Origin of the sequence: Bradyrhizobium sp. LTSP885 (genome assembly GCF_000938305.1) — a bacterium.
Taxonomy (GTDB): Bacteria; Pseudomonadota; Alphaproteobacteria; order Rhizobiales; family Xanthobacteraceae; genus Bradyrhizobium.
Genome location: NZ_JYMT01000021.1, coordinates 229,207 through 254,146 on the forward strand (window position 1 = coordinate 229,207; position 24,940 = coordinate 254,146).

Annotated in this window: 23 protein-coding genes and 1 riboswitch; of the genes, 8 read left to right on the forward strand and 15 right to left on the reverse strand. The window is 64.3% G+C overall.

Annotated elements, in window-relative coordinates; all coding sequences use genetic code 11:
• Positions 1–75: 75 nt before the first annotated feature.
• Positions 76–576, reverse strand: coding sequence for a type III secretion system chaperone family protein (locus UP09_RS15010; RefSeq protein WP_044538955.1), 501 nt, complete (start codon positions 574–576; stop codon positions 76–78).
• A 431-nt stretch (positions 577–1,007) separates the two neighbouring features.
• Positions 1,008–1,158, forward strand: a riboswitch (FMN riboswitch).
• A 75-nt stretch (positions 1,159–1,233) separates the two neighbouring features.
• Between UP09_RS15010 and UP09_RS15015 the strand changes: the two genes are divergently transcribed.
• Positions 1,234–1,800, forward strand: a complete 567-nt coding sequence (locus tag UP09_RS15015) for a 6,7-dimethyl-8-ribityllumazine synthase (RefSeq protein ID WP_044538956.1) — start codon at positions 1,234–1,236, stop codon at positions 1,798–1,800.
• Positions 1,801–1,908: 108 nt separating this feature from the next.
• Positions 1,909–2,715, forward strand: coding sequence for an SDR family NAD(P)-dependent oxidoreductase (locus tag UP09_RS15020; protein WP_044538957.1), 807 nt, complete (start codon positions 1,909–1,911; stop codon positions 2,713–2,715).
• A gap of 118 nt (positions 2,716–2,833) precedes the next feature.
• Here UP09_RS15020 and UP09_RS15025 read toward each other — a convergent pair whose 3' ends face one another.
• The 6 genes from UP09_RS15025 to UP09_RS15050 form a co-directional block, all read right to left on the reverse strand.
• Entirely contained in the window at positions 2,834–3,787 is a 954-nt protein-coding gene (locus tag UP09_RS15025) for a ribose-phosphate pyrophosphokinase (RefSeq protein WP_044539190.1), read from the reverse strand.
• Positions 3,788–3,955: 168 nt separating this feature from the next.
• Positions 3,956–4,561 carry a hypothetical protein gene (locus UP09_RS15030; RefSeq protein WP_044538958.1) on the reverse strand — a complete coding sequence of 202 codons (606 nt, stop codon included), beginning with the start codon at positions 4,559–4,561 and terminating at the stop codon, positions 3,956–3,958.
• Between the two features lie 140 nt (positions 4,562–4,701).
• Positions 4,702–5,472, reverse strand: a complete 771-nt coding sequence (pgeF, locus tag UP09_RS15035; protein ID WP_044538959.1) for a peptidoglycan editing factor PgeF — start codon at positions 5,470–5,472, stop codon at positions 4,702–4,704.
• Positions 5,469–6,530 (reverse strand): class I SAM-dependent methyltransferase, encoded by a 1,062-nt coding sequence (locus UP09_RS15040; RefSeq protein WP_044539191.1) that lies wholly within the window; start codon positions 6,528–6,530, stop codon positions 5,469–5,471. The genes pgeF and UP09_RS15040 overlap by 4 nt, the downstream gene beginning before the upstream one ends.
• Positions 6,531–6,600: 70 nt before the next feature.
• Entirely contained in the window at positions 6,601–7,443 is an 843-nt protein-coding gene (gene lgt, locus UP09_RS15045) for a prolipoprotein diacylglyceryl transferase (protein WP_044538960.1), read from the reverse strand.
• A 15-nt stretch (positions 7,444–7,458) separates the two neighbouring features.
• Positions 7,459–8,193, reverse strand: coding sequence for a dienelactone hydrolase family protein (locus tag UP09_RS15050; protein WP_044538961.1), 735 nt, complete (start codon positions 8,191–8,193; stop codon positions 7,459–7,461).
• Positions 8,194–8,371: 178 nt separating this feature from the next.
• Between UP09_RS15050 and UP09_RS15055 the strand changes: the two genes are divergently transcribed.
• The 4 genes from UP09_RS15055 to ychF all read left to right on the forward strand — a co-directional run bounded on the left by UP09_RS15055 (position 8,372) and on the right by ychF (position 11,472).
• A complete protein-coding gene (locus UP09_RS15055; RefSeq protein WP_044538962.1) occupies positions 8,372–8,641 on the forward strand; it encodes an accessory factor UbiK family protein in 270 nt (89 codons plus the stop codon).
• Between the two features lie 274 nt (positions 8,642–8,915).
• Entirely contained in the window at positions 8,916–9,677 is a 762-nt protein-coding gene (locus tag UP09_RS15060) for a 50S ribosomal protein L25/general stress protein Ctc (protein ID WP_044538963.1), read from the forward strand.
• Positions 9,678–9,732: 55 nt separating this feature from the next.
• Positions 9,733–10,338 carry an aminoacyl-tRNA hydrolase gene (pth, locus tag UP09_RS15065; protein WP_044538964.1) on the forward strand — a complete coding sequence of 202 codons (606 nt, stop codon included), beginning with the start codon at positions 9,733–9,735 and terminating at the stop codon, positions 10,336–10,338.
• Between the two features lie 36 nt (positions 10,339–10,374).
• Positions 10,375–11,472: a redox-regulated ATPase YchF gene (gene ychF, locus UP09_RS15070; protein ID WP_044538965.1), complete on the forward strand. Its 1,098-nt coding sequence runs from the start codon at positions 10,375–10,377 to the stop codon at positions 11,470–11,472.
• Positions 11,473–11,675: 203 nt separating this feature from the next.
• Here ychF and UP09_RS15075 read toward each other — a convergent pair whose 3' ends face one another.
• Positions 11,676–11,951 carry a metal-sensitive transcriptional regulator gene (locus UP09_RS15075; protein WP_044539192.1) on the reverse strand — a complete coding sequence of 92 codons (276 nt, stop codon included), beginning with the start codon at positions 11,949–11,951 and terminating at the stop codon, positions 11,676–11,678.
• Positions 11,952–12,016: 65 nt separating this feature from the next.
• Between UP09_RS15075 and UP09_RS15080 the strand changes: the two genes are divergently transcribed.
• Positions 12,017–14,407 (forward strand): heavy metal translocating P-type ATPase, encoded by a 2,391-nt coding sequence (locus UP09_RS15080; RefSeq protein ID WP_044538966.1) that lies wholly within the window; start codon positions 12,017–12,019, stop codon positions 14,405–14,407.
• Positions 14,408–14,510: 103 nt separating this feature from the next.
• Here UP09_RS15080 and UP09_RS15085 read toward each other — a convergent pair whose 3' ends face one another.
• The 3 genes from UP09_RS15085 to trxB all read right to left on the reverse strand — a co-directional run bounded on the left by UP09_RS15085 (position 14,511) and on the right by trxB (position 17,857).
• On the reverse strand, positions 14,511–15,428 hold the full coding sequence (locus UP09_RS15085; protein WP_044538967.1) for a 4-hydroxy-tetrahydrodipicolinate synthase family protein: 918 nt from the start codon (positions 15,426–15,428) through the stop codon (positions 14,511–14,513).
• Between the two features lie 537 nt (positions 15,429–15,965).
• The gene (locus UP09_RS15090) at positions 15,966–16,889 is read right to left on the reverse strand and encodes a LysR family transcriptional regulator (protein ID WP_044538968.1); all 924 of its coding nucleotides are present in this window, start codon (positions 16,887–16,889) and stop codon (positions 15,966–15,968) included.
• 2 nt (positions 16,890–16,891) lie between these two features.
• Complete coding sequence (gene trxB, locus UP09_RS15095) at positions 16,892–17,857, reverse strand: thioredoxin-disulfide reductase (protein ID WP_044538969.1); 966 nt, start codon at positions 17,855–17,857, stop codon at positions 16,892–16,894.
• 279 nt (positions 17,858–18,136) lie between these two features.
• Between trxB and UP09_RS15100 the strand changes: the two genes are divergently transcribed.
• The gene (locus tag UP09_RS15100; protein ID WP_044538970.1) at positions 18,137–18,616 is read left to right on the forward strand and encodes an Lrp/AsnC family transcriptional regulator; all 480 of its coding nucleotides are present in this window, start codon (positions 18,137–18,139) and stop codon (positions 18,614–18,616) included.
• Between the two features lie 69 nt (positions 18,617–18,685).
• Here UP09_RS15100 and UP09_RS15105 read toward each other — a convergent pair whose 3' ends face one another.
• From UP09_RS15105 to UP09_RS15120, 4 genes are all read right to left on the reverse strand, one after another.
• Entirely contained in the window at positions 18,686–19,081 is a 396-nt protein-coding gene (locus tag UP09_RS15105; RefSeq protein ID WP_044538971.1) for a DoxX family protein, read from the reverse strand.
• A gap of 319 nt (positions 19,082–19,400) precedes the next feature.
• A complete protein-coding gene (gene greA / locus UP09_RS15110) occupies positions 19,401–19,877 on the reverse strand; it encodes a transcription elongation factor GreA (RefSeq protein WP_044539193.1) in 477 nt (158 codons plus the stop codon).
• Between the two features lie 202 nt (positions 19,878–20,079).
• The gene (gene carB / locus UP09_RS15115) at positions 20,080–23,544 is read right to left on the reverse strand and encodes a carbamoyl-phosphate synthase large subunit (protein WP_044538972.1); all 3,465 of its coding nucleotides are present in this window, start codon (positions 23,542–23,544) and stop codon (positions 20,080–20,082) included.
• Between the two features lie 160 nt (positions 23,545–23,704).
• Complete coding sequence (locus UP09_RS15120) at positions 23,705–24,877, reverse strand: MFS transporter (protein ID WP_044538973.1); 1,173 nt, start codon at positions 24,875–24,877, stop codon at positions 23,705–23,707.
• Between the last annotated feature and the right edge of the window lie 63 nt (positions 24,878–24,940).

A 24,940-nucleotide genomic window follows, 5' to 3' on the forward strand; every position in this document is an offset into this window, starting at 1 on the left:
ACAAGCAGTTTGCCGAACCCCGACGTCACGGAGTATGGGTCCCGGCCTCCGCCGGGACGACGAAGGGAGAAACCCCTACGCCTCACCCTCGGTATCGAACATCGCAGCCGACATCGCTTCCGCGGCCGACCTGCCGGCCCACACCACGAACTGGAATGCGGGATAGTAGCGCTCGCAGGCGTGGATCGCGCTGACCAGCATGCTCTCGCATTGCGCGGCGGAGGCGGTGAGGCCGCCGGGCAGCACCAGCGCCTGGCGGTGCATGACCATGCCGCTATGGGTCCACAGGTCGAAATGGCCGACCCACAATTGCTCGTTGATCGCGGCGACAAGCCGCTGCACCTCGGCGCGCCGCGCTTGCGGAATCTTCATATCGAAGGCGCAGGCGAGATGCAGCGCCTCGATCTCGCCCATCCAGGTAAAGGAGAGCTGATAGTCGGTCCAGTCGCCCTTGGAGACGATCGTTACTTCATCTTCGCCGGATCGCTCGAACGCCCAGTTGTTGTGAGCGGCGATATCCTCGACCACTGCAAGCGGGTTGTTCCGGGAATCAATAATGCCTTCGAGCAGGGACATGCCGTCTCGACCCTTGTTCTTATGTTCTGTTGATACGCACACGGAAGCCGGCACGTGCGACAACTGCGTCGTGGCCGAGTGCAGTTCCCAAAACGGGCTTCCGGATGCCCCTGGACCTGACGCGGTTGAAGTGATGTGATTTGCGGAATCCGCGCAACCGCACGCCGAGTCCGTCCACAGCCAAAGCGCGCATCGTCCACAGCTGATCACGCCACATTTATTAATTTGAGAACAAATCGGAATCGGAGCGGGCGCGGTAACGAATTGTTAACTATTTGCCGCGGCTTCGCCGCATCCGTGAATCAGCTCTCAGGCCCGCAAGACTCGCAAATCGCTCATGGGGGACATGACAATTTCCCATGCCAAAGGTCCTTGCCCGCCTGTCGCGCTTTGGTCATATTTGCTGGCAGGCACGTCCATCCCGGGCGGGCCGATGTTCTCAGGGCGGGGTGAAAGTCCCCACCGGCGGTAAGGGTGCAAGCCCAAGCCCGCGAGCGCCTTCTTCGTGAAGTTGAGGAAGGGTCAGCAGATTCGGTGCAATTCCGAGGCCGACGGTTAAAGTCCGGATGAAAGAGAACGGTTGCGGCAACCCGCGCGGTTTCGCGTGGGGCTGTTGTTGTCCGTATGCCCTGATTCTGGTCCTGAAAGAGGAAAGCCATGAATCAGATGTTGCAAGACCAAGACGTCCAGACCTCCCAAGCAGAAATCGTTGCCGATACGCCGGTATCCCCGCCGGCGACAGACCATCCACGCTTCGCGAAGCCGCAGCGTGTCGCCTTCGTGCAGGCGTCCTGGCACCGCGAGGTGGTCGAGGAATGCCGCATCGCGTTCCTCAAGGAGATCGAGGCGCGGCACATCACCAATGTCGACGTGTTCGAGGTGCCGGGCTCGTTCGAGATCCCGCTGCATGCGCAGATACTGGCGAAGACGCGCCGCTACACTGCGATCGTGGCCGCGGGACTCGTCGTCGACGGTGGCATCTACCGCCACGAATTCGTCGCCGACACCGTGATCAAGGCGCTGATGGACGTGCAGTTGCGCACCGAGGTGCCGGTGTTCTCCGCGGTGCTGACGCCGCAGCAATTCCACGAAACCGAGGTGCATCTCGACTTCTTCCGCCGGCACTTCACGATCAAGGGCATCGAGGTCGCGGAAGCCTGCGCCAACACGCTGCTCAGCCTGGAGCGCCTGCGCGGCCAGGTCGCCGCGGGGATTGCGGGCTAGACTAGGGGCCACACAAAAGCGATTCCGGCATGCGCGCCGGAATCGCTCTCGCCTGCCGCGCTTTCGGCTATGCTCGCGGGCATAAACCAAAAAGCGCGGGAGGCGCCCATGACCGAACAACATTCCTCCGACTGGCTCGGCCTGTCAGGCCGGGTTGCCGTCGTCACCGGCGGAGGTGGCGGCATTGGCCGCGCCACGGCCGTCAGTTTTGCCCGCGCCGGCGTCAAGGTCGCCGCGATCGATCGCGACGAACACGGGCTTGCAGAAACAAAGGCGAAGCTGCGCGAGTTCGGCGACGGCCATCTCATCGCAAGCTGCGACACGACGAGCGCCGAGAGTGTCGCGGCGGCGGCCGATACCGTCGCGCGCGCGCTCGGGCCGTGCGGCATTCTCGTCAACACCGCCGCAGTACTGCGTCCAGGCGGGCTCGATACGCTCGCGCTCGCCGAATGGAACGCGGTGCTCGCGGTCAATCTCACCGGCTATTTCATCTGCGCGCAGGCGTTCGGCCGCCAGATGCGCAACGCGGGCCGCGGCAGTCTCGTGCATATCGCCTCGATCGCTGCCAGCAATGCGCAGGGACAAAGCGGCGCCTACAGCGTCAGCAAGGCCGGCGTTGTGATGCTGTCGCAGCAGCTCGCCGCTGAATGGGGCCCGCATGGCATCCGCAGCAACGTCGTCAGTCCGGGCCTCGTGATCACGCCGATGAGCCAGGCCTTCTACGATACCCCCGGGGTTACCGAGCGTCGCACCGCCGTGGTGCCGATGCGCCGGATCGGCGCGCCGCAGGACATGGCGGATGCGATCATGTTCCTGGCCAGCGACCGGTCGTCCTACGTCAACGGCGAGGAGATCATCGTCGATGGCGGTTATGCGCGCACGCTGATGAGCCACGTGCCGCGGCCGGGGTTTTGAATCCCGTCATTCCGGGGCGATGCAAAGCATCGAACCCGGAATCTCGAGATTCCCCGATGCGCAATTGCGCATCTGAGGTCTGGTCCTTCGGACCATCCCGGAATGACGGCGTGAACTACTAATCGAACAGGCTCGAGACCGACTCTTCCGCCGCGGTGCGGCCGATCGCTTCGGCGATCAGGCCGGCGACCGAGATGGTGCGGATGTTCGGCGCCTTGTTGACGGCCTCGGTCGGCAGGATCGAGTCGGTAATGACCAGCTCCTTCAGCCGCGACGAGGCGATGCGCGCGGCGGCGCCGCCGGACAGCACGCCGTGGGTGATGTAGGCCGACACTTCCTTGGCGCCGTGCTTGATCAGCGCCTCGGCCGCGTTCACCAGCGTGCCGCCGGAGTCGACGATGTCGTCGACCAGGATGCAGTTGTAGCCCGAGACGTCGCCGATCACGTTCATGACTTCGGATTCACCGGGCCGCTCGCGGCGCTTGTCGACGATGGCGAGCGGGGTGTTGATGCGCTTGGCGAGACCGCGGGCGCGCGCCACGCCGCCGACGTCGGGCGAGATCACCATCGTCTTGGAGAGGTCGAACCTGTCCTTGATGTCGCGCACCATCAGCGGCGCTGCGTAGAGGTTGTCGGTCGGGATGTCGAAGAAGCCCTGGATCTGACCGGCATGCAGGTCGAGCGTCATGACGCGGTCGACGCCGGCATGGGTGATCAGATTGGCGACGAGCTTGGCCGAGATCGGTGTGCGCGAGCCGGAGCGGCGGTCCTGCCTGGCATAGCCGAAATAGGGGATCACTGCCGTGATGCGGCGCGCCGAGGAACGGCGCAGCGCGTCGGTGATGATCAGCAGTTCCATCAGATTGTCGTTCGCCGGAAACGACGTCGACTGCAGGATGTACATGTCCGAACCGCGGACGTTCTCCTGGATCTCGACGAAGATCTCCATGTCGGCGAAGCGCCGGACCACGGCCTTGGTCAGCTCGATTCCGAGCGCTTTGGCGATATCCTGTGCCAGCACAGGATTGGAGTTGCCGGCGACGAGCTTGATTGATCCGTTCTTGGCCGACATCGAGGCTTCCTCCCGCTCTTTGCTGGATAAGACGTTCAGCATCACAAGTCCCTACAGAACCGGCGGGTTTTCGATGGGCGAGGGAATATCAGGCGGCCGCCTTGGCTGGCAACCCATTGGGCCGGTTTTCCCGGTCAAAAATGGGCTATCCCCGTGATAACGCGGGGCTTAGTTAGCGGAATATCCGAGCGCGACGGTCTCGGCTGGGGCGCTTGCCACCGCCGGCCCGCGCAGCTCCGGTGCCGGGGTGCGCGCGGAGCCATCCGCCGGGCCGCCATTGATCATGCTGGACAGGCCGCTGAGGCCCGCTTGGGCGATCTTGCGCAGGACCAGGTCGTCGGCCGCGGCCCAGGCGTCGCGGCCGGCCTTGCCGCCGGGTTCCTCGCCGGAAAGCCGGAGCGCGCGCTGCTGGTTGCTGTCGTAGACGTCCCAGACCCAGGAGATCACGGTGCGGCCACGCACCACCTGCGCCGACAGATAGCTGCGCACGCGATAGGCGGCAGAGCCTTCGCGTGACACGATCGAGAGGCTGCGCAGCTTGGATTCACTGTCGAGCACGCCGACCATGCGGTCGAACACCTGAGGCGGCGGGCCGTCGATCGATTCGAACGCGACGGTCGCGCCGCCGCTTGGTGCGGCCATGGCATAGGAATCGGCCGCGCCACCGCCGCCGGCACAGCCGCCAAGCGCGCAGGCGATCGCAAGCCACGTCGCAGCGATCGCGACGCGCACGACTGTCCCAGTTTGAAACTGGCTTTTTGACGCTTCCCTCATTGCGTCCTGCGATATCGTTAAAACGGCTTAACGTCTAGGGCAGGGAGGGCACAGGTCTTAACGGATCCGGCCGGCAGGCGACGGGGCAGGACCGAATTCCTTGCCTGGTCGACCAGACGATGACCAGCTTTGCTGGATCGCTACTCCCGCATCAGCGCGATGGCATGTACGTGCCGGCCGTAATCGCTTTCCTTGCGGTGCACGGAACGGCGGTAGCTGAAGAAACGCTCGTCGGAATAGGTGTCGATGCCGAGATCGTCGATCATCAGCACGCCGGCATTCTCCAGCCGCATCCGGATGAAGCCGGCGAGATCGAACATCGCATGTCCGTCGCGCTCGCCCGGAATGAAGAACATCCCGTTCCCGGCGTCGGCCTCGATGAAGCGCTCGACGAATTCGCTGCCGACTTCGTAGGAGTCCTGCCGGATCAGCGGACCGATCGCGGCGACGATGCCACTGCGGTCGGCGCCAAGCGTCTCCATCGCGTCGATGGTCGATTCCAGCACGCCGGTCAGCGCGCCCTTCCAGCCGGCATGCGCCGCGCCGATCACGCGCGCATTGGGGTCGACGAACAGGATCGGCCCGCAATCGGCAGTGGTGACGCTGATCGCGAGACCTTCGACATTGGTGACGAGCGCGTCCGCCTTCGGGCGCGCGTCGCCGTTCCAGGGTCCGGTGGCGACCACGACGTCTGGCGAGTGGATCTGGTGAACGCTGACGAGATGCGCCGGCGACACGCCCAGTCGTTCGGCCATGCGCCGCCTGTTTTCAACGACGCTTGCGGGGTCATCGCGTGAGCCGAGGCCGCCATTCAGCGCGGCATAGATGCCCTCGGAGACGCCGCCCTCGCGCGCGAAGAAAGCGTGGCGCAGGTCCGGGATGGCCGACAGCAGAGATGATCCCAATGTCATGACTCTTCGGCCTCGTCAGGCGGATCGCTGAGGCCAGCGATCGAGGTGATGCGTGGATCCGAGACCGCCATCGCCTTGAACATCGAGCCCATGCCGCCACGGCCGGAATCGGTCAGGCGCCGCAGGGCGCCGGCGATGTCGGCGGAGACCTCGGGCGTGGCTTTCGCCATCAATCCGGCGGCGCGGGCCTCGACACCGAGGCGCTTGAGGAAGTCGCCCTGCGTCACCGGCCCATGGACGCGCGCGCCGACATCCTCGGCAGCCCGCGTCAGCGCCTGGAAATCGACATGGGCGGTCACGTCGGCCTCTCCCGGATTCTTCAGCGGATCGGCGAAGCTGTGGCGCGCGATCGCCTGGAAGGTGTCGCCGGCGTCGCTGCGCAGATGGCCGTAGTCGATAATCAACGCGGCGCCGTCCTGGTCGCGCACCCGGGTTGCGAGCTTCATGATCTCGGTGTCGGGCCGCCATTCGAACACCGCGCCGAGCGGGGCGGCGCGCACCAATGGCGGCAGCAGTACCTCAAAGCGCGGCATCGGTTCCGGCGCCGCGGCGAAATACAGGCTGCCATTGGCATCGATCCCGACCGTGCGTTCGTGCCAGCCGGTTTCGCGCCGGACCATCTGGTGGATCGGAAGCACGTCGAAATATTCGTTGGCGAGGATGACCGCAGGTCCCTCGGGGACGTCGTCGATGGTCTCGTGCCACGCGACGTTGCGCACGCCTGAGAGCGTCGCGCGCTGCTTCTCCCGCAGCACCGGGTTGACCTCGACGAGGTGGATGCTGAGCGACTGATACAGCGGCGGCAGCACCCGGAGCGCGCGCAGCGCATCCGACATCATGGTGCCGCGGCCGGGGCCCAGTTCGACCACCCGCAGCGTCGACGGCGAGCCGATCGCCTTCCAGATCGATGCGCTCCACAGGCCGAGCAGCTCGCCGAACATCTGGCTGACTTCCGGCGACGTGGTGAAGTCGCCCTCGCGCCCCAGCGGATCGCGCGACAAATAATAGCCGTGCTGCGGATGCATCAGGCACAATTCCATGTAGCGCCAGACCGGCATCGGTCCGGACGATTTGATCAGCTTCCTGATCTCGTCCAGCAGCGGGGAATGTTCGCTCACAGGCGTCCCTTTAAATTGAATCGGGCACCGGCCCCTTTGCCTTGCGGCGAATGGAGGCCACGATGATGATAGCGCCCACAATAATCATTGGCACTGACAGCAACATACCCATGGTTAGCCCACCCCACAGGAATCCGAGCTGCGGGTCGGGCTCTCTGAAAAACTCGCCGGCGATTCGGGCAAAACCGTAGATCGTGATGAAACTGCCGAGGATCAGGCCGGGCCGCTTCAGCGCACCCATCCGGATCATCACGGCCAGCACAGTAAATAGCAAAATGCCTTCCAGGCCAGCCTCGTAAAGCTGGCTCGGATGGCGCGGCAGCGGCCCGCCATTGGGGAAGATCATGGCCCAGGGCAGGCTCGCCTCGGCGTGGCGGCCCCATAATTCGCTGTTGATGAAATTGGCGAGCCGTCCGAGGAACAGCCCGATCGGCCCGACCGCGGTGGTGATGTCGCCAAGCGACAGGATCGAGATGTCGTTCTTCCGCGCGAACCACATCACCGCGACGACGCAGCCCATGAAGCCGCCGTGGAACGACATGCCGCCCTTCCACAGCTCGAGGATCTCGGCCGGGTGCGCGATGAAGAAGGGCAGGTTGTAGAACAGCACATAGCCGGTGCGGCCGCCGACGATGATGCCGAGCGTGACCCAGAGGATGAAATCGTCGAGCTGCGGCAGCGTGATCGGCGCCGGCCCGCCCCACAGCCGTTGCTTCTTGATCAGCGAGCGGGCGTAGATCCACCCCAGCACGATGCCGCCGATATAGGCCAACGCATACCAGCGGATCACGACTGGCCCGAGCGCGACCGCGACGGGGTTGAACACCGGAAAGTCGATCAGCAGGAACGGCATCGTGCGTCTTGAGGCTCAGCTCACGAGGTTGCGGCGATAGAGGGCAAGCAGCCGCTCCCAATGGCGTTCGGCGGCGTCGCGGTCATAGACCGGGCGCTTGGGGAACGCAAAGCCGTGATGCGTGCCGGGATAGATCTCGACCTCGTTGTTCGATCCCTTCATGCCGACCTTCACCTGCTCGATGATCTCCTGCGGCGCGTAGATATCGGTCTCGGCGCAGGCGAAATAGAGTTCGGCCTTGGTCTTCTGTGTGGCGAGATGCGGGCTGTCGGGCTGGTCGGTCGCCAGATGCGTACCGTAGATCGAGGCGGCAGCCTTGACCCGGTCGGGGAAATGCGTCGCGGCGTTCACCGCATAGCGGCCGCTCATGCAATAGCCGACGGTGCCGACGATGTCGGTGTTCGCGGCCTTTTGCGTCTCGGCATAGGCGAGCAGGCCCTTGGTGTCTTCCATGACAAGCGGGATGTTGAGCGAGTGCATCAGCGCGAACATGCGCTTGCGCTCCGGCGATTCCGGATCGGGGTTGATCGGGCCGAGCTCCATCGCGCCGGCGCGGTAATACATGTTGGGCAGCATCACGTAATAGCCCGAGGTGCCGAGCCGGCGCGCCATGTCGCGCAGCTCCTCGCGGATTGCCGGCGCGTCCATGTAGAAGATCACGACCGGAAACGGTCCGCCGCGCTCGGGATGGGTGATGAAGGTGGTGGTCTTGCCGTCCTTGGTCTCGATATCGACCGTGTGCTCGATCATGACGTTTCCGTTCGCGTTGTGATTTGCGATTTCTGTTGTCGGTTCAATACGATTGCAAGGAAACCGGAGCATGACAAGGCAAGCTACAGGGGGCCAGCCATTCATTGCGGGCTTGAACCGCATCGCAGGGATCGCCATTGTCTGTGCGCGAGTTAAGTGAACGCGGAGAGTTTGCGAGATGACCCAGACCAGCAATCGGTTTTTCGACGAGATCGGCCGTCTGATGAACGATGCCGCGGGCGCCGCCCAGGGCGTCAAGCGTGAGGTCGACACGGTCATGCGCAACCAGGCCGAACGCATTCTGCGCGACCTTGATTTGGTCAAGCGCGAGGAATTCGAGGCGGTCAAGGACATGGCCCGCCTGGCCCGCGAGGAGAACGAGGCGCTGAAGGCCCGCATTGCTGCCCTCGAAGCCAAGCTCGGCGGCGCGACGGGGACGACGGGTTAACGAGACCCGTAGCCCGGATGGAGCGAAGCGAAATCCGGGACCGGACCATCCGCGGTTGGAGCGGCCCCGGATTGCGCTGCGCTCCATCCGGGCTACGGATTCGCTGTTCTGCGGCCGGCGAGCAAGAAAAGTCCCTTCATTTCCTTGTCATTTCGTCCCTTTGAGGCTAAAAGCCCGCCACGTCCGCGGCCCCCGCACCCCTGGAGGCTTGCTGTGGACTTGTGCATGGGCCGCGCTGCGGCCTTTAACTTTTTAAATACAAGGACTTAACGCTATGGCGACCGTCAAGGAATTGAAGGCGACCGCGCGTCCGCAGAGCGGCAAGGGGGCCGCCCGGGCAGAGCGTCGCGCCGGGAGAGTTCCCGGAGTGATCTACGGAAACAACCAGCCCCCCGTCACCATCTCGGTCGACGACCGCGAATTGCGCCAGCGCATCCTCGCAGGCCGGTTCCTGACCACGATTTACGACATCGATCTCGAGGGTAAGAAGCATCGGGTGATTCCGCGTGACTTCCACCTCGATCCGGTGAAGGACTTCCCGATCCACGTCGACTTCATGCGGCTCGGCGAAGGCGCCACCATCCGCGTCAGCGTACCGCTGCACGTCGTGAACGCGGAAGCCGCGCCCGGCATCAAGCGCGGCGGCACCGTCAACATCGTCACCCACGCGCTCGAACTGGAGTGCTCGGTCGACAACATCCCGCCATACATTGAGGCCGACGTCAGCACGCTCGAGATCAGCCACTCGCTGCATCTCTCCGAGATCAAGCTGCCTGCGGGCGTGAAGTCGCTGACCCGCGAGGACGCGACCCTGGTCACCATCGTGCCGCCGTCCGGTTACGCCGAAGAGCTGAAGGCCGCGGCTGCGGCGGCTGCTGGTGGCGCGGCGCCGGCTGCTGCGGGTGCAGCGGCTCCTGCTGCCGCTCCGGCCGCGGGTGCTGCGGCTCCGGCCGCAGGTGCCAAGGCTCCGGCTGCGGGTGCCAAGGCTCCGGCCGCAGGTGCCAAGGCGCCTGCCGGTGGCGACAAGAAGAAGTAACCGATCAGGTCGGCGCGCGATCAACTGATGGCGCGCCGATACGGGATGCCGTGCCATGCGCCTCTTCGTCGGTCTCGGTAATCCCGGCGCGAAATACGCCAGCAACCGGCACAATATCGGGTTCCTGGCGGTCGATGAGATTGCACGGCGTCATGGTTTCGCACCATGGCGCCGTCGCTTTCAGGGCGAGACCGCGGAAGGCGTGCTTGACCATCAGAAGGTCGTGCTGTTGAAGCCGGCCACCTACATGAACGAGTCCGGGCGCGCGGTGCAGGAAGCGGCAAGCTTTTTCAAGCTCGCGGCCTCCGACGTCACCGTGTTCCAGGACGAGCTCGAACTGCCGCCGGCGAAGGTGCGCCTGAAGGTCGGTGGCGGCATCGCCGGTCATAACGGGCTGCGCTCGATCTCGGCGCATATCGGCAACGAGTATCGCCGGGTGCGGCTCGGGATCGGTCATCCCGGCGTCAAGGAGCTGGTGCACAGCCACGTGCTGTCGGACTTCGCCAAAAGCGACCGGGCGTGGGTGGAGGCCTTGTGTGCAGCCGTCGCCGACAATGCCGGTCTGCTGGCGACCAGCCACGATGCGTCGTTCGCCAACAAGGTGCATCTGGTGATGCAGGCCAAGGGATTTTTCGACAAGGATGAGAACGGCGCGGCGTGACCCGCGGGGCTTCTCCAACAGATTTCGGGACGGACAATGGGATTCAAATGCGGGATCGTCGGGCTGCCTAACGTCGGCAAGTCGACGCTGTTCAATGCGCTGACCGAGACGGCCGCGGCGCAAGCGGCGAACTATCCGTTCTGCACCATCGAACCGAATGTCGGTGAGGTCGCGGTGCCCGATCCGCGGCTGGACAAGCTGTCGGCGATCGCCAAATCCGCCCAGATCATCCCGACCCGGCTGACCTTCGTCGACATCGCAGGCCTGGTCCGCGGCGCGTCGAAGGGCGAAGGCCTCGGCAACCAGTTTCTCGCCACCATCCGCGAGGTCGATGCGGTGGCCCATGTGGTGCGCTGCTTCGAGGATTCCGACATCACCCATGTCGAGGGCAAGATCGCGCCGCTCGCCGACATCGAGACCATCGAGACCGAGCTGATGCTGTCCGATCTCGACAGCCTGGAAAAGCGCGTCGACAACCTCACGAAGAAGGCCAAGGGCAACGACAAGGACGCCAAGGAGCAGCTCGAGCTGGTCAACCGCGCGTTGGTGCTGCTGCGCGAGGGCAAGCCGGCCCGCGGGCTGGAGCGCAAGCCGGAGGAGGAGCGCGCCTTCCGCATGCTCGGCCTTTTGACGTCGAAGCCGGTGCTTTACGTCTGCAATGTCGAGGAAGGCTCCGCCAAGGACGGCAACAATTTCTCTAAGGCGGTGTTCGAACGCGCCAGGGAAGAGGGCGCGGTCGCGGTGGTGATCTCGGCCAAGATCGAATCCGAGATCGCAACGTTGTCGCGCGAGGAGCGCGTCGACTTCCTGGAGACGCTGGAGCTCCAGGAAGCCGGGCTCGACCGCCTGATCCGCGCCGGCTACCAGCTGCTCGACCTCATCACCTATTTCACCGTCGGTCCGAAGGAAGCGCGTGCCTGGACCATCGATCGCGGCACCAAGGCGCCGGCCGCGGCCGGCGTGATCCATACCGATTTCGAGAAGGGCTTTATCCGCGCCGAGACCATCGCCTATGACGATTACATCGCGGGCAATGGCGAAGCCGGCGCGCGCGATGCCGGCAAGCTGCGGCTCGAAGGCAAGGAGTATGTCGTCGTCGACGGCGACGTGATGCACTTCAGGTTCAATACCTGATCGCGATTGCGGCCGCACTCTCTTCCCTTCTCCCCTTGTGGGAGAAGGTGGCGCGAAGCGCCGGATGAGGGGTACGTCTCCGCGGACTCATGACGTGAGAGTATGCGGAGAGATACCCCTCACCCGGATCTCATCTGCGATGCGATCCGACCTCTCCCACAAGGGGAGAGGTGAACTTCCGCTGCTGCTTTAGCCTTCTCCGATCACCGATCCGCGCGGCCGATCACATCCATCAGCTCGGTGATCTTGCGCCGCTGGTCGGCCTTGTCGCCGGACGAGATCGCATGCTCCACGCAATGCGCGACATGGTCGCGCAGGACCTCCTCCTCGACGCGGCGCAGCGCGGCGCGGGCTGCGGCGATCTGCGTCACCACATCGATGCAGTAGCGGTCGTCCTCGACCATGCCGGCGAGGCCGCGGACCTGGCCCTCGATCCGTTTGAGCCGTTTTAAACAGGACGTCTTGATCTCTTCGCGCATAAGCGTCATATACCCCCCTAGGGTATGATAATCAAGAGGCCGGGATACCGGCCGGGAAGAGCTTCGTGGCACACGCAGAACACGACCATTCGCACGCGCATGATCAGCATGGGGCGACGGCGCACGCCTGTTGCGGCGGCAAGCACGAGCACGGCGACAAGCCGGTCGAGGCGGCGCTGGCGATCGATCCGGTCTGCGGCATGAAGGTCAATCCGGCGACCGCCAGGCATCGCTTCAGCTACCAGGGCGAAGACTACTTCTTCTGCAGCGGCCGCTGCCGCGAGCGCTTCGAGGCCGAGCCGGAGAAATTCCTGAAACCGCGCGAGCCGGAGCCGCCGGCGCCCGCTGATACGATCTACACCTGTCCGATGCACCCGGAGGTGCGGCAGGTCGGCCCCGGCAGCTGCCCGATCTGCGGCATGGCGCTGGAGCCCGAGCAGGTCTCGCTCGATGACGGGCCTGATCCTGAAATGATCGACATGACCAGGCGGTTCTGGATCGCGCTGGCGCTGACCTCGCCGGTGTTTGTGCTCGAGATGGGCAGCCATCTCGGCCTGATGCATCTGGTGCCGCCGAATTGGTCGAACTGGATCTCGTTCGTGCTGGCGACGCCCGTGGTGCTGTGGGCCGGCGCGCCATTCTTTGTGCGCGGCTGGCAATCAATCCTCACCCGCAATCTCAACATGTTCACGCTGATCGCGATGGGCACCGGCGTCGCCTACGTTTACAGCGTCGTCGGGACGCTGGCGCCGCAGCTGTTTCCACCGGCCTTCCGCGATATGCATGGCGCGGTCGCGGTCTATTTCGAGGCGGCGGCTGTGATCACCGTGCTGGTGCTGCTCGGCCAGGTGCTGGAACTGCGCGCCCGCGCGCAGACCTCGGGCGCGATCCGCGCGCTGCTGGGCCTGGCGCCGAAGACCGCGCGGCGCGTCACCGATCAGGGCGATGAGGACATCGCGATCGACGCGATCAAGGTCGGCGATCGCTTGCGCGTGCGCCCCGGCGAGAAGGTCCCGGTCGACGGGGTCGTCATCGAGGGCCGCGCGGTGGTCGATGAATCCATGGTCACCGGCGAGTCGATGCCGGTGTCGAAGGAAGAGGGCGACCGGGTGATCGGCGGCACCGTCAACCAAAGCGGCGGCCTCGTGATGCGTGCCGAGAAGATCGGCCGCGACACCATGCTGGCGCGGATCGTCGACATGGTGGCGAAGGCGCAGCGCTCGCGCGCGCCGATCCAGCGGCTCGCCGATCGCGTCGCGGGTTGGTTCGTGCCGGCGGTGATAGCGGCTGCCGTGCTCGCCTTCGTGGCCTGGGCAAGCTTCGGTCCCGAACCGCGCTTCACCTTCGCGCTGGTTGCTGCCGTCACGGTGCTGATTATCGCCTGTCCCTGCGCGCTCGGACTGGCAACGCCGATGTCGATCATGGTCGGCGTCGGCCGCGGTGCGCATTCCGGCATCCTGATCCGCGACGCGCAGGCGCTGGAGCGGATGGAGGCGATCGATACGCTTGTGATCGACAAGACCGGCACGCTGACCGAGGGCAAGCCGAAGGTGGTGCGGATCATCCCTGCCGACGGCGTCGACGAAAACGAACTGCTGCGCCTTGCTGCCGGTGTCGAACAGGGCAGCGAGCATCCGCTGGCGGAGGCGATCATCGCGGCCGCGAAGGACCGCAAGCTCGCACTCGCCACGGTCGGCAACTTCGCCTCGCCCTCCGGCAAGGGCGCGACCGGCACGGTCGAGGGCAAACAGGTCGCGCTCGGCAATGCCGTGCTGATGGGCGAACTCAAGATCGCGACCTCAGCGCTGGATCAGGCCGCAGAGTCCGCACGCCAGGACGGCGCCACCGCGATCTATATCGCGGTCGATGGCCGTGTCGCCGGCGTGATCGCGATCGCCGATCCGGTCAAGCCGTCGGCGGTGCAAGCGCTCCAGGTGCTGCGTGCCGAGGGCCTGCGCATCGTGATGTTGACCGGCGACAATGAGACGACGGCGCGCGCCGTGGCGCGCACGCTTGGCATCGACGAGGTCGAGGCCGGCGTCCTGCCGGAGCGCAAGAGCGAGGTCGTGCAGCGACTGCGCGGCGAAGGCCGCACGGTCGCGATGGCCGGCGACGGCGTCAACGACGCGCCGGCGCTGGCCGCCGCCGACGTCGGCATCGCGATGGGCGGCGGCACCGATGTCGCGATCGAGAGCGCGGGCATCACGCTCCTGACCGGCGACCTGATGGGCCTGGTCCGCGCACGGCGGCTGTCGGTCGCTGTCATGCGCAACATCCGCCAGAACCTGACCTTCGCCTTCGTCTACAACGCCGCCGGTGTGCCTGTTGCGGCCGGCGTGCTGTATCCGTTGTTCGGCATCCTGCTGTCACCGATGGTCGGTGCCGCCGCGATGGCGCTGTCCTCGGTCAGCGTCATCGGCAACGCGCTGCGGCTGGCCAGGGTGAAGCTGGATTGATCAGATCCCTTGTAGCCCGGATGAAGCGAAGCGAAATCCGGGGCCGATCCCTCCAACGGAGAGGGCTCCCCGGATTGCGCTTCGCTCCATCCGGGCTACGAGGTCATGCGCTCTGCAACACAAGCGGCGCGCGGCGCTCGATCTCGGCATCGAGACATGCAGCGAGATCCTCGCTCACCTCGACCATCGGCAGCCGCACCTCGGGACTGTCGATCAGTCCCTGCCGCCACAGCCAGTGCTTGGCCGGCGCCGGGCTTGGTTCGGCGAACAACAGCTTGGTCAGGTTGGCGACGCTCTGCCACGCGGCCAACGCGGCATCGCGGTTGCCCTGCCGCAGCTGCGTCCGGATCGAGGCGAAGGTGTCGGTGTGAAGATGCGCCGACAGCAGGATCGCGCCGTCGGCGCCATCGGACAAGGCGTCGAAGGTTTGCGTGTCCTCGCCGGTCAGCACGCGGAAGCCGGCCGGCCGCCGGTTGACGAAGTCGATGGATTGCGCGCGGTCGGCGCAGCAATCCTTGATGCCGACGATGTTCGGGTGGCAGGCCAAGGCGAGCAGCGTCGCGTTGGTCAGGTTCACCGCCGTGCGGTAGGGGATGTTGTAGAGCACGATCGGCCAGGCGGCGTGATCGGCGAGCGCGTTGAAATGCTGCAGCAGCCCGCGCTGCGAGGGGCGGGTGTAGTACGGGCTGGCGATCAGATAGCCGTCGATCGGCCAATCGGCGGTATCATCAAGCGCATCCTTCATCCGCGCGGTGCTGGCGCCTGATAGCCCGAGGCAGATCGGCAGATGGCGGGAGCCGGCACTCAACTCGGCGCGCACCACGGTCGTCAGCCGTTCCAGCTCGCTGAAGCCGAGCGACATGCCTTCACCGGAGGTTGCACCAAGGATAAAGCCGTCCACCGGGCCGCTGGCGTAATGCTGCACGAGACGGCGCAGCGAGTCGACGTCGAGTTCGCCGTTGCGAAATGGCGTGATCAAGGGCAGCCACAGGCCCTGCAATTGCTGTTGTAGATCGGTCATGTTCCATCTCCTCAGGGGCAAAGCCGGAGACGGGACCAATAAAAAACCCCGTCCAGGCGGCGGGGTTTCGGGATCGGTCAAATGCGAAATGATCTTATCGCGCGCGATCTCGTGTCCCCGGGAGGGGAGCTTTTTTCGACGACAGAACGGCGCACGAAGTCGTGATCATGTCGCGATGATGCTGCGCTGCGTTCTCATTGTCAATGTCGTGACGCCCAGCGCACGGACGTGGCGCGCAATGTACCGACGTGACGCGCGCATGAAAAAAAGCCGGGCTCGAGAGAGCCCGGCTTGAGGTATTGGCCACGTGAGGCCGACACAATCACCTTCCAAGAGGGATTACTGAACTTCCGCGCCGCTGGAGGAGGGGGACATATGCGCGACGCGACCGCTCAGCGTGTCAACACTATGATCCCCATCGGCGCCACGCGGCAACCGTCCGAGCCGCATGTCTGACATGCGGAGATTTGGGGGGCCTCTTGTCGGCCTCTGGACAGGGCCGACCACCTATAATTGAATCATATAAGGGCCGCTTAATCAGGACGGCCAGCGCTGCGCCTTGCTGACCACGAAGTCGCGGAACACCTGCACCCGCGCCACCGTCTTCAACTCCTCCGGATAGACGAAGTAGGTGTCGAGCGCGATCGAGTCGGACTCGCCGAACAGCTGCACGAGGCGGTTGTTCTCCTCGACCAGATAGTCCGGCAGCGCGGCGATGCCGAGCCCCTGTTGACAGGCGCGCACCAGGCCCAGGATGTTGTTGACCTTGAAGTAGGCTTCGCGCGGGCCGGAACCGTTGCGCCCGGCATCGATCAACCAGCTGCGGTTCTGCAGATGCGGCGGCACCTGCGCGTCGCCGAGCATGATGATGCGGTGCGAGTCGAGATCGTCCAGCGTCCGCGGCGTGCCGAAGCGCTTGATGTATTCCGGCGAGCAATAGGCGTGGAAGCCGATCGAGAACAGCTTGCGCTGGATCAGGTCGGGCTGGGTCGGCTTGCGGGTGCGGATCGCCACGTCGGCCTCGCGCATCGACAGATCGAGATCCTCGTCGGTGACGATCAGCGAGATACGGATGTCCGGATAGAGCGCGGTGAACTCGTCGAGCCGCGGGATCAGCCAGTTGATGCCGAGCGCGGGCGGCGTCGTGATCTTGAGGTCGCCGCTCGGCCGCTCGCGGCTGTCGGTGAGTTTTGCGCGCGCCGCCTGCAGCTGCATGAACACGTCATGCGCGGTGCGGAACAGCAGGTCGCCCTGCTCGGTGAGGATCAAGCCGCGGGCGTGGCGGTGAAACAGCGAGACCGAGAGCTCCTGCTCCAGCGCACTGACCTGGCGGGAGACCGCCGATTGCGAAAGTCCAAGCTGCTCTCCGGCATGCGTGAAGCTGCCCGCTTCGGCTGCCGCGTGAAACACCTTCAGCTTGTCCCAATCCATATCCGTAAATCCGTCGCGAGAGCGTGCCATGATTATTCCGCCGCTGCGCGATCGCTCGCGCGAAGAGCCAGGAAGCGTTCCGCCTCGAGTGCCGACATGCAGCCGAGGCCGGCGGCGGTCACCGCCTGCCGGTAGGTTTCGTCGGCCACGTCGCCGGCAGCGAACAGGCCGGGGATCGAGGTCGCAGTCGAATTCGGCGCCACCTCGACATAGCCTGACGGTTTGAGTTTGATCTGGCCTTTGACCAGCTCGGTCGCCGGCGCATGCCCGATCGCGATGAAGACGCCGTCCGTCCGCACGTCGGTCAGTCTGCCGGTCTTGACGTTTTTCAGCCGCACATGGGTGACCTTGTTCGGGTTCTCCGTTCCGCAGATCTCGTCGATCGCACTATCCCAGATCACCTTGATCTTGGGGTGCTTGAACAGGCGGTCCTGCAGGATGCGCTCGGCGCGGAAATGATCGCGGCGATGGACGATGGTGACTTGCGAGGCGTGGTTGGTCAGGAACAGGGCTTCCTCGACCGCGGTATTGCCGCCTCCGACCACCACGACTTCCTTGTTGCGGTAGAAGAAGCCGTCGCAGGTCGCACAGGCGGACACGCCACCCCCCTGGAATTTCTCTTCTGACGGTATTCCAAGCCAGCGCGCCTGCGCGCCAGTCGCGAGGATGACGGTTTCGGCCAAATAGACGTCCCCGCTATCGCAGGTCAGGCGAAACGGCCGCTGGCCGAGTTCGAGCTTGCTGACGAGATCGTTGACGATCTTGGTGCCGACATGAGCCGCCTGCTTCTCCATCTGCTCCATCAGCCAGGGGCCCTGGATCACATCGGCGAAGCCGGGATAGTTTTCAACGTCGGTGGTGATGGTGAGCTGCCCGCCCGGCTGGATGCCCTGAATCAGCACCGGCTCGAGCATCGCGCGCGCTGCGTAGATCGCCGCGGTGTAACCGGCAGGACCGGACCCGATGATGACGACCTTGGCATGGATAGGCGCGGGCATTGGCAGATCCCTCTGTGCTGGGGATTTTGGTCAGGACTTGAGCGGAAAGCGCCCGGAAAGGGGTCGCGGCGGCGCTAAAAGTGCCAAATCCAGTCTATGATATCTGGGTAGCTATGCAAGAATTGCAATCCAAACCAGCGATTTTTCCCCGGAACTGAAATCAAATTCGCGAAATCGTGCGCTGCACGCGCAATAAAATTGCGCAAAGTGCGCAGCCTGCGCTAAGACAGTTGCCAGCAGACCTGCCAAACGTCCAAGCCTTCAGGGAATCGTAGTCGCGTGTCGAAGAACCTTGACGAAATCGACCTCAAAATTCTCGCCGAAATCCAGGCCGACGGCCGAATCACCAACGTGGAACTGGCCAAACGCGTCGGGATCTCGCCGCCGCCCTGCCTGCGCCGGGTCAGGACGCTGGAGGAGGAAGGCTACATCCAGGGATACCGCGGCATGCTCGATCCACGCCGTCTCGGCTTCGACGTGACGGTGTTCGCCGCCGTCCATTTGTCGAGCCAGGCCGACGCCGATCTGCGCGCGTTCGAGAATTTCGTGCGCGCCGAGCCCTTGGTGCGGGAATGCTGGATGCTGTCGGGCGAGGTCGACTTCATCCTGAAATGCGTCGCGCCCGACATGGCAACGTTCCAGGATTTCGTCACCCACCTGACCGCCGCGCCGCATGTGCGCAATGTCCGGACATCGCTGGTGCTGCACAATTCGAAATACGAGGCCGCCGTGCCGCTGGATCTCAAAGTGGCGGGCTGACGGAAATGAAAAAGCGATCCAGCGCCGATGGCCCTGGATCGCTTCGTTCAAGACGAACTCTGGCTTGAATTATTTCTTCCGCAGCAGCGCATCGAGGCTGATCGGACCTCCGCCCGACGTCACCAAATAGAGGCAGGCAAAGCAGAGCAGGATTGCTGCAGTGCCGCCGTTGATGACCGGGTAGAAGTTCTTCGGGAAGTGACTTATGAAGTAGGCGAACGCCATTTCTCCCGACAGGATAAAGGCGGCGAGACGCGTAAAGAGGCCGACGAGGAGCAGTCCGCCTATGATGAGTTCGATGCTGCCTGCCGCGCCGTAGAGCGAGAACAGTTCGACCTTTTCGAACATCGGTACCGGCGGAAACTTGAACAGCTTCGCGATGCCGTACTGAAACAGCATCAACCCGGTGATGAATCGGAAAAGGCTCAGCGCGATCGGCTGATATTTGGAAAGCGTCTGGTCCATTGTCATTGTCCCCCTGTTTGACATGCTGGAACGTGGAATTGAACGGATACACGGTGTGTGTCTCCGCCATATGATGTCAACACCGCTCCCGATGGATCATTGCATGAGGTGTGGCATGCGGTTTCCTTCGGGTAACTTAGTTATGGTGCATAATCATATCACCCCGCCTCACTAGGATAGGCGGTGCTCCGCGGCCAATTCACAATCCCGTCAGGGAGCGCATGAGGCGATACCGTGTTGTCTTGGCGCAACAAGAATTGGCGCAACAAAAAAGCCGCGTGCAAGACGCGGCTTCTTCGCAGCAAATCGTAGAATAAATCTATCGCCACTCGACCTTGGTGATTTCGTAGGCCTTGGCGCCGCCTGGCGCCATCACTTCAACCGTGGCGCCCTGCTTCTTGCCGATTAGCGCGCGCGCCAATGGCGAGGTAATGGAGATCCGGCCCTTCTTGGCGTCGGCCTCGACCTCGCCGACGAGCTGCCACACCGCCTTCTTTTCGGTGTCCTCGTCGACCAGCGTCACGGTGGCGCCGAACATGATGGTGTCGCCGGAGAGCTTCGAGATGTCGATGATGTCGGCACGCGCGAGCTTGTCCTCCAGCTCGGCGATTCGGCCTTCATTGTGCGACTGCTCTTCCTTGGCGGCGTGATACTCGGCGTTCTCCGAGAGGTCGCCATGCGAGCGCGCCTCCGCGATATGTTCGATGATGCGCGGACGGTCTTCCGACTGCCGCTTCTTCAGCTCGTTCGTCAGTCCGGTGTATCCACCTGCGGTCATCGGAACCTTTTCCACCATCATCTTCGTCCTTTGCCCGTGCGCGAATCCAGGGCGCACGGGACATCGAGTTCAGCTAACGCAGGATCGGGGCCAAAAAGGGCAGCCCGGAAGCCCAGTGATTTTCGGCCCCGCTAAGGGCCGTGACAACATCCAATCGCGCGGTGAGTTCCAGCCGTCAGGCTAATTGCTGACCGTTTCGGACGTTCGGCCCGGGCGGCGGTCAGCTCTCGGAAAAGTAACTCTGAAGCGTGCGGACCTCAAGGTCCCCGTCCCGGTAGGCGCGGATCCCCTGCGCGGCCGCCACCGCGCCTGAAAGAGTGGTGTAATATGGCACTTTATGCAAGAGGGCAGCCCGCCGCAGCGAACGGCTGTCGGCCAGCGCCTGTGGGCCCTCGGTGGTATTGAAGACCAGTTGGACGTCGCCATTGGTGATCGCGTCGACGATGTGCGGACGGCCCTCCAGGACCTTGTTCACCTTCTCGGTCGGCACGCCGTGATCGGCCAGGAAACGCTGGGTCCCTGACGTTGCCATCACTTTGAAGCCGAGCCCGTGCAACAGCCGCACGGCATCGGCGATGCGGTCCTTGTCGCTCTCACGCACCGAGACGAACACCGTGCCCTGGCGCGGCACGCGCGTACCGCCGCCGAGCTGGCTCTTCGCGAATGCGACTTCGAACGAGCGGTCGATGCCCATCACTTCGCCGGTCGAACGCATCTCCGGTCCGAGCACGGTGTCGACGCCGGGGAAGCGCGCGAACGGGAATACCGATTCCTTGACGCCGACATGGTTGAGCTTTTTCTTCTTCAGCTTGAAATCGGCGAGCTTCTCGCCGGCCATGATCCGCGCCGCGATCTTGGCGACCGGCGTGCCGACCACCTTGGCGACGAACGGTACCGTGCGCGATGCGCGCGGATTGACTTCGAGCACGTAGATCTCGCCGTCCTTGATGGCGTATTGCACGTTCATCAGGCCGACCACGTCGAGGCCGAGCGCGAGCTCGCGGGTCTGCCGCTCCAGCTCCTCGATCATCTTGGCATCGAGCGAGTGCGGCGGCAGCGAGCAGGCCGAGTCGCCGGAATGGATGCCGGCTTCCTCGATGTGCTCCATGATGCCGACGATGAAGGTGTCCTTGCCGTCGCAGAGGCAGTCGACGTCGATTTCAGTAGCGTCGGACAGATAGCGGTCGAACAGCAGCGGGTTTTTGCCGAGCACGGTGTTGATCTGCCCGGTCTTGTCGTTGGGATAGCGCGCCCTGACGTCGGCGGGCACCAGTTCGGGCAGCGTTCCGAGCAGATAGTCGTTGAGCTGGTTCTCCTCGCGGATGATCTGCATCGCGCGACCGCCGAGCACATAGGACGGACGCACCACCAGCGGCAAATCGAGATCGGCGGCCACCAGGCGTGCCTGTTCGACCGAATAGGCGATGCCGTTCTTCGGCTGCTTGAGACGGAGCTTGTCGAGAACGCGCTTGAAGCGGTCGCGGTCTTCGGCGAGGTCGATGGCGTCGGGCGAGGTGCCGAGGATCGGCACTTCGGCGGCTTCCAGCAAGCGCGCCAGCTTCAGCGGGGTCTGGCCGCCGAACTGCACGATCACGCCATGCAGCGTGCCGTTCTTGCGTTCGGTGGCGATGATCTCCAGCACGTCCTCACCTGTGAGCGGCTCGAAGTAGAGGCGGTCGGCGGTGTCGTAATCGGTCGACACCGTCTCCGGATTGCAGTTGACCATGATGGTCTCGTAGCCGGCATCGGCCAGCGCGAAGCAGGCGTGGCAGCAGCAATAGTCGAACTCGATGCCCTGGCCGATGCGGTTCGGTCCGCCGCCGAGGATGATCACCTTCTTGCGGTCCGACGGCTGGCTCTCGTCGGCGAGTTCGCCTGCGAACGGCCGCTCATAGGTCGAGTACATGTAGGCGGTGGGCGAGGCGAATTCCGCGGCGCAGGTGTCAATGCGCTTGAACGCGGGGCGCACGTCGAGCGCATGACGCTTGGCGGTGACCTCGGCCTCGGTGGTCTGCGTGATGACAGCAAGCCGCGCGTCGGAAAAGCCCATCGCCTTCAAAGTCCGCATCCCGAACGCGTTCGGCGGCAGACCGTGGTTGCGGACCTTGTCCTCCATCTCGACGATGCCGCGCATCTCGGCCAGGAACCACGGGTCGATCTTGCAGGAATTGAAGATCTCCTCGTTGGTCCAACCGAGCCGCATCGCCTGCGCGACCTGCAGCAGGCGGTTCGGCGTCGGCGTGCCCAAGGCGGCGCGGATGGCGTTCTTGTCGTCGCCGCGGCCGAGCCCGTCGATTTCGATCTCGTCGAGACCGGTCAGTCCGGTCTCCAGCCCGCGCAGCGCCTTCTGCAGGCTTTCCTGGAAGGTGCGGCCGATCGCCATCACCTCGCCGACCGACTTCATCGACGTCGTCAGCGTGTGGGAGGCGCCGGGGAATTTCTCGAACGCAAAACGGGGTATCTTGGTGACGACGTAATCGATCGTCGGCTCGAACGAGGCCGGTGTTGCGCCGCCGGTGATGTCGTTGGCGATCTCGTCCAGCGTGTAGCCGACCGCGAGCTTGGCCGCGACTTTGGCAATCGGAAAGCCGGTGGCCTTCGAGGCCAGCGCGGAGGAGCGCGACACCCGCGGGTTCATCTCGATCACGACCATGCGGCCGTCTTCCGGATTGACGCCGAACTGCACGTTGGAGCCGCCGGTCTCGACGCCGATCTCGCGCAGCACCGCCAGCGAGGCGTCGCGCATGATCTGGTATTCCTTGTCGGTCAGCGTCAGCGCCGGCGCTACAGTGATGGAATCGCCGGTGTGCACGCCCATCGGATCGAAGTTCTCGATCGAGCAGACGATGATGCAATTGTCCTTCTTGTCGCGCACCACCTCCATCTCGAACTCTTTCCAGCCGAGCACGGATTCTTCGATCAGCACTTCGTTGGTCGGCGACGCGTCGAGACCGCGTTCGATGATGTCGAGGAATTCTTCCTTGTTATAGGCAATGCCACCGCCGGTGCCGCCCATCGTGAAGGAGGGGCGGATGATCGCGGGCAGCCCGATCTCGGACAGCGCCATCAGCGCCTGGCCGAGCGCATATTCCTGGTAGCGCTTGCGACGGTCGCTCTCCCCCAGCGTCCACTGCCGCTCGAGTTCGTCCAGCGCCGCGCCGGACGCCTTCTCGCGCTCGGCCTGGTACTTGTCGCGAAAGGATTTCTTCAGGGCCGACGCGTTGGCGAGCCGCGACTTTGGCGTCTCCAGCCCAATCTTGGTCATGGCCTCGCGGAACAGCTGGCGATCCTCGGCCTTGTCGATGGCGTCGGCGGTGGCGCCGATCATCTCGACATCGAACTTTTCGAGGGTGCCCTGGCGGCGCAGGCTCAGCGCGCAGTTCAGCGCGGTCTGGCCGCCCATGGTCGGCAGCAGCGCGAAGCCGCCCGGAATGACGTGGCGTTCCTTCTCGATGATCTTGGCGACGATTTCGGGCGTAATCGGCTCGATATAGGTCGCGTCCGCCAGCTCCGGATCGGTCATGATCGTCGCCGGGTTGGAATTGACCAGGACGATCCGATAGCCCTCTTCCCTCAGCGTCTTCACCGCCTGGGTGCCCGAATAGTCGAACTCGCAGGCCTGGCCGATCACGATGGGACCGGCGCCGATGATCAGGATGGTGGAGATGTCGGTTCTTTTGGGCATCAGCTCTCGCGGACTGGAATTTGGGCACAAAAAAAGGGCGCGCGTCCCGCGCGTCCCTCGTGCCCTGCGCTACAGCTTGTAGCGCCGGAAGCGCGATCCCTCGCGCGCGGGTGGTCTTTAGACCAGTTTCCGCACCCGCGTAACCCCCAAAAAGGCCCAATCAACCGGCAATTTTGAGCGGTTTTAGCTGCGTCTGCCGTCCGCGAACCAAGAGCGCCGCGAGCGCGGCGGCGACGCTGAGGCCGCCCGCCCAGCCAAGGTCGCTGGGGCCCAGGAACGACAGCACGATGGCGCCGGTGATCCCGCCGATCGCGAAGCCGAGATACATCGCAGAGGCATTCAGCGACAGCGCGATCGTCGCGACATCAGGCTCGATTCGCACAATGCTCGCGATCTGTGCCGTGTAGAAGGCCCAGCCTGAAAGACCCTGGCAGAAGAGCAGGGCGAGGACGATCGGCCGAGCCAGTTCCGGCGGCGCAAACTTCAGCGCGGCCGATTGCAGGGTCAGGGCCAGGATCATCCCGATCAGTCCGAGGGTTGCGGTCGGAATCGGTCCGATGCGATCGGCGAGCGAGCCGCCGAGCAGATTCCCGATCGCTGCGGCAGAACCGAAAACCAGCAATGCCAGGCTGATCTCGGTGGGACCGAAACCAAGCTCGCGCAAGGGCACCGAGAGATAGGTGAACATGGTGAACCCGCCAACGGCCCAGAGAATTGTGATGGCAAGTGCCTGCAGCACGGCACCGCGCCGGGCGACGGCGATCCGCTGGCTGATCGTCGCGGTCGTGCGCGGCAGCCCGCGGGGCAGGCCGAACAGCAGGCCGAGCAGCGCCACCGCGCCGAGGCCGGCGACCATGACGAATGTGGCGCGCCAGCCGAGATGATTGCCGACGAGGGTCCCGAACGGGACGCCGAGGACGGTTGCGACCGTCAGTCCGGAGGTCACAAGCGCAATCGCGCGACCACGTCGCTCGGGGGTCGCGACCGCGACGGACACCGCCAGCGCAGTGGGCATGCACAGCCCGGCGCCAACGGCCATCAGCATGCGCGACGCCAGCAGCAGCACGAACGTCGTCGCCATCGCGGCCAGCAGATTGGCGGCGATGAAGACGGTGAGCGCAAGCGCCAGCAATGTCCGCCGGTCGAGATTGTTGAAGGCAACCGCAAGGATCGGCGAACCGACCGCATAGGTGAGGGCGTAGACCGTCACCAACTGACCGGCAGCCCCCGCGGAGACCTGCAGATCCGCTGCGATGACAGGCAAAAGCCCTGCAATGACAAAGGCCTCTGTTCCAATCGCAAATGCCGCCACGGCCAGCCAGAGCACGCTCATGATCGCCCCTTTGTTCAATGTTTGTTGAACAATTGACTTTGTTCCGGCCTTTGTCAATTAGTT